This is a genomic window from Paraburkholderia mimosarum LMG 23256 = NBRC 106338 (assembly GCF_000739815.1).
GTDB classification, from domain to species: domain Bacteria; phylum Pseudomonadota; class Gammaproteobacteria; order Burkholderiales; family Burkholderiaceae; genus Paraburkholderia; species Paraburkholderia mimosarum.
Genome location: NZ_BBJJ01000179.1, coordinates 1 through 4,115 on the forward strand (window position 1 = coordinate 1; position 4,115 = coordinate 4,115).

The 4,115-nt window shown below is 56.7% G+C and carries 5 protein-coding genes; 3 read left to right on the forward strand and 2 right to left on the reverse strand.

What is annotated here, in order from left to right; genetic code table 11:
- Together BMI01S_RS38475 and BMI01S_RS40190 are read right to left on the reverse strand one after the other, a co-directional pair.
- On the reverse strand, window positions 1-385 hold a 385-nt coding region (locus tag BMI01S_RS38475), incomplete at its 3' end, for an NAD/NADP octopine/nopaline dehydrogenase family protein (RefSeq protein ID WP_174480190.1).
- On the reverse strand, window positions 382-798 hold the full coding sequence (locus BMI01S_RS40190; RefSeq protein ID WP_081723655.1) for a 2-dehydropantoate 2-reductase N-terminal domain-containing protein: 417 nt from the start codon (window positions 796-798) through the stop codon (window positions 382-384). The genes BMI01S_RS38475 and BMI01S_RS40190, both read right to left, overlap by 4 nt.
- A 237-nt stretch (window positions 799-1,035) precedes the next feature.
- Here BMI01S_RS40190 and BMI01S_RS36170 point away from each other — a divergent pair, with 237 nt between their 5' ends.
- The 3 genes from BMI01S_RS36170 to istA form a co-directional block, all read left to right on the forward strand.
- Complete coding sequence (locus tag BMI01S_RS36170; RefSeq protein WP_028233006.1) at window positions 1,036-1,803, forward strand: IS5 family transposase; 768 nt, start codon at window positions 1,036-1,038, stop codon at window positions 1,801-1,803.
- A gap of 498 nt (window positions 1,804-2,301) precedes the next feature.
- A complete protein-coding gene (locus BMI01S_RS36175) occupies window positions 2,302-3,225 on the forward strand; it encodes an EamA family transporter (RefSeq protein WP_081723654.1) in 924 nt (307 codons plus the stop codon).
- A 73-nt stretch (window positions 3,226-3,298) separates the two neighbouring features.
- On the forward strand, window positions 3,299-4,115 hold an 817-nt coding region (istA, locus tag BMI01S_RS36180), incomplete at its 3' end, for an IS21 family transposase (protein WP_036047173.1).

The following is a 4,115-nucleotide window of genomic DNA, read 5'->3' on the forward strand; positions in this document are numbered from 1 at the left end:
CGAAGTTGCCGTATGAACCTCCGTAAAAATTCGCCATTTCTTCCAGAACTGTCTGTAGCCGGAAACCGAGTGCTTCGGCAATCTGCAGCCGCTCCCTGTCAACCTCCTCGATAACGCGCCCGACCGATGGGGTCATTCCATCCCGATAGAACAAAAATTCTCCACTCGTGCTCTCTATCCAACCCGTGTTCAGAATTGTTGAGACAGGATGGATCACGCCATTATTGGACTGCATGCCAATCTCGAAGATATTGCCGCACCAAATGAGCGGCTGCGGGAACGTATCTGCAATGAGCGACACTTCCGTCTGCGCCGGAGAGTTCGGGAATGCGGCAATCGGAAGGCTGCTCTTGATACCTGTAATCAACACCTTACCGTCTTTCATCCATGATGCATACGGAGACGCATTCGTTTCCAAGATAACTTTTGCGTTAAGCATCTCGGAATACACCAAAGAAAAAAATTTGCGTTGATCACAACAACGATATGATTGCTAAGATCGAACCCGGAAAGTTCGTTGATGATGTCATCGTGCCCATATGATGGAACAGTGATAATAAGGATATCTGAGAAATCCAATGCGGCGGCCATCTCGGTAGAGATTGTCGGATGGAATGTACCTTCAATTTTACCTCCAGCGGCGAGATTGCCGTTTCTCTGGATCGTATCAATATTGCGGCGATGTTTTGGATGTCCATAAAGAAGCACGTGAAATCCGCGGCTGGCCAAGTCAACAGAAAAAGCACACCCCGAGTTTCCGGCGCCAATGATTGAAACGGAACGGTTTGAACATGTCATATTTTTCACTTTCCAAAATTGAAAGTTAGAAAGATTTTGACGCCGAATTTCTAACAACACGTAGTTGAAAAAGATGGTCGCACGTTCGCATCCTGCGGCGGTTGCAGAATACGTGAAGTCGAATCGCTTCTCGGATCGCAGCGCACGATGAGAATCTTGTTGGAAGTCGTCGAGCGTCGCGGCCTAATTTGCTAGAAGGTGTTAGGTACTTTCGGCCAGACCTGGTAACCTGGCGGGATGAAAAACCGCAGGCCTTACCCAACGGATGTATCGGATGAAGAGTGGTACTTCGCCGCTCCATACCTGACTTTGATGAACAAGGACGCACCGAAGCGGCGCTACGAACTGCGCGAGATGTTCAACGCGCTGCGCTGGATCGTGCGCGCGGGTGCGCCGTGGCGTTTGCTGCCCAATGACTTTCCACCGTGGGAGATGGCTTACCAGCAGACACAACGCTGGATTCAGGCGGGCTGTTCCGAGGCCATGGTGAACGATCTGCGCTCGATCATCCGAGTTGCGCAGGACCGGCGAGGCCAACCGAGCGCAGTCATTCTCGATGGCCGAACGCTGCAGTCGACTTGCGTTAGCGGCCCACGCGCAGGCTATGACGGGTACAAACGCAAGAAAGGCAGCAAGGTGCACGTGGCACCGGCCAACGAACAGGAGCGCGCACAGGTCGGCGAGCTGGCGCGTCAGGTTCTGCAGGCCACGGGTCAGACGGTCAAGGTGGCGTTCGCCGATCAGGGCTATACCGGCGAGGAGCCCGCGCAGGCGGCACTCGACGAAGGGATTGAGCTTCAGGTAATCAAGCTGTCGGATGCTAAAAAGGGCTTCGTGTTGTTGCCGCGCCGCTGGGTGGTCGAGCGCAGTTTCGGTTGGCCCAATCGCTTCCGCCGACTGGCCAGAGACTACGAACGACTGCCCGAAACGCTGGCTGGCCTGCACTTCGTCGTATTCTCCGTGCTTATGTTTGTCCACTTTGCAACCCTTAACAAAAGTGCATAGCACGCTCCAAGCAGCTTTCGTGCCTTCGCCTACTATTGACCTATGAGGGGCGTCACGCGTCACTCTTGAGGCCACACAGTCGCCAACGGGCGCTCCTTGTGCTGCGCCAAGTCGTCTTTCATGCATACCATGTACGGTTTGTCGCGAATGACGCTTATATGTACCGTCGGTTCAACCCGCGTTTCCGCTCCGCGCTTCACCTGTCGCATCCGGCATGGGTTTTGCAGATACCCTCTCGGGTAACGTCAGCGCGACCTCGTTTGTCATCACCTCGCCGTTCTCACCGTCGAACTCGAGAGGAACGCCGCGTCGGGTAGTACCGCCGATGCGGTATCGAACGTCTACGACATTAACTATGACGGCGCGACTAGCCGCATGGAGGATGCGGGGATTTCGATGCGGCACCGATGTTCGACAAGCGAATTTGAAGACGGATGCCGCGTGGAGGTGCCTAGACCGCGGCATCGTACGCGGGAGGCACTTAAAGGAATTTATTGAATGGGCGACGAATTGAAGAGAGAGCAGCTAAGACGTTGGGTTCGGTGCAAATCCACCTCATTTTCTAGCGCTGTCGCCGCACTATTTGCTATCGCATCAATGTGTAGTATGCAACTCGGCACTGCGCTATCGCTACCCCAGATGATGGAATATGGCACCGCCAGCATGTCTTGGTTGCGTCTTTGCTTCGCGGCGATCCTGCTCCTAGCCATCGTGCGGCCGCCGGTCCACACTTACTCGCGGCAGCAGTGGATCACTGTCATCGCACTTGGTGGTACCGTGGCGTGCTCGACTCTTTGCCTCTCCGAAGCGGTACGCCGTATGCCGCTCGGATTCGCGATTGCGATCAATTTCCTCGGACCACTTGGAATCTCGACGTTCTGCGTGCGCAGACCAGCAATGTTGGTGTGGCCTGTACTAGCGATGACGGGCTTGTTGCTACTCGCGCGACGGAATGGCATCTGGGTGACAGCGCCGGCCACACTGATTTTTCCGGTTGGATCGGCGATCGGCTGGGCCACCTACATTCTATTGATGAAGCGGATTGGCTCGATGTTCGATGGGCTCCAAGGCGTCGCTTTATCGCTGTCCGTAGCCTCGCTGATCCTAACCCCGTTTGGGCTCGCACAAAGCGGCGGTCACGTCCCCGAAAGACAATTCGTTTCCGCCGCATACCTTGCCGTTTTGATGCCGCTCCTACCTTACGTCATGGAGTTGAGCGCACTGCGTCGGATGAGTGTATCCGCCTTTGGCATTCTAATGAGTGCCGAGCCTGCAGTAGCGGCGGCAATTGGTTTCGTTGTACTCGGACAGCCCTTGAGCGCTTTGCAAGTCGTGGGATCGTTCTGCGTAGTCCCCGGCGGGCACCCAAACTCCTCCGGGTATGGGCACTTCAAACTCCCCCACCTGACGCTCCCCGGCTGAACTGCTGAGCGACCACGAACGATGCTGCAGGACGTTTATTTTTGTCTCCTTCGAAGAAGAAGGAGGCCAAGGGGTGAACGTCTTGAAGCAGCATCTGCGAAGCACGATATTCACATTGCTCGAGCGCGGCGTGAGCCAGCGCCGGATTCATGAGCTCACCGGGGTCGACCGCAAGACGATCCGCCGTTACCAGGCGCTTTTCGAAGCGCAGCGAGCCGCGTGCGCAAATTCCTCCACCGCCGCGCCCGCCGGCAAGACAGAGCCGGCGGGCACGCAAACTCCTCCACCCCAAACTCCTCCATCTCCGCGCCCACCGGCTTGCGGCGTTGTCACACCGGTCAAACCGTTCAACTTCGCTCGCTCGGCCAGCGAACCCCATCGCGACTGGATCGAGCAGCAGATACGCCTGAAGCGCAACGCCCAGGCCATCTACCAGGATTTGGTCGACCAGTTTGGTTTTACCGCGAGCTACGACAGCGTCAAACGCTTCGTCCGGGCGCTTCGCCACGTCGATCCCGAGCAATTTGATCGCCTCGAATTCGCCGCCGGAGAAGAAGCCCAGGTCGATTACGGCGAAGGCGCCCCAACCCAGGATCCGAAGACGGGGCGATACCGGAAACCACGGCTGTTCGTCATGACCCTGCGGTACTCGCGGCGCAGCTTCCGGCGCGTGGTCTGGAAGTCCAGCAAGCAGGTCTGGGCCCAGCTTCACGAAGAAGCATTCCGGTACTTCGGTGGCAGCGTGAGCTACGTCGTCCTCGATAACCTTCGGGAAGGCGTCATCACCCCCGATCTGTACGAACCGGAACTCAACCGGCTCTATGCGGCGATGCTCGAGCATTACGGCGTCGTCGCCGACCCAGCCCGGGTACGAGACCCGAATCGAAAGG